Annotated in this window: 1 protein-coding gene; it reads right to left on the reverse strand. The window is 64.6% G+C overall.

Annotated features, from left to right (window positions below; all coding sequences use genetic code 11):
* The coding region (locus ACN6PJ_RS30805) for an MlaD family protein (protein WP_427999443.1) at positions 1–416 on the reverse strand (416 nt) is incomplete at its 3' end.
* Positions 417–492 lie beyond the last annotated feature (76 nt).

A 492-nucleotide genomic window follows, 5' to 3' on the forward strand; every position in this document is an offset into this window, starting at 1 on the left:
CCGATATAGGCGCCCGAAAGCAAGGTGCCCAGTCCGGATACGCCGCTCACGTCCAGGCGCGGGCGCACCACCCAGAAATTGGTGCCCTCGCGGGCCAGGTCGGAGACTTCCTTGGCCAGCTCGGCCTGCACCACCACCTTGGTGCGATCGGAATTGAAGCCGATGGACTTCACCGTGCCGATCGTTACGTCCTTGTAGCGCAGCTGGGTCTTGCCGACTTCCAGCCCCTCGGCGGTATTGAACGAGATGGAGATGTCGGGCCCCGCTTGCATCCAGGTCCGCACGACCAGGGACAGGCCCATCAGGGCCGCCACGATGGGCACCAGCCAGATCCATGAGATCCGGCTCTTCTGCTTGCGCGAGATCGAGGGCGAAGCGAACTTCTCCTCGCCGGATCCGGGTGCTTGCACGGACATCTATTCTTCCTTATTCGTAGGCTGATCCCGCCGCGGCCTAGCTGGTTTCCTGGCCGGCGCCAGGCGCCGGCCGAGG

The organism is Achromobacter sp., from assembly GCF_050285585.1.
GTDB lineage: Bacteria > Pseudomonadota > Gammaproteobacteria > Burkholderiales > Burkholderiaceae_B > Achromobacter.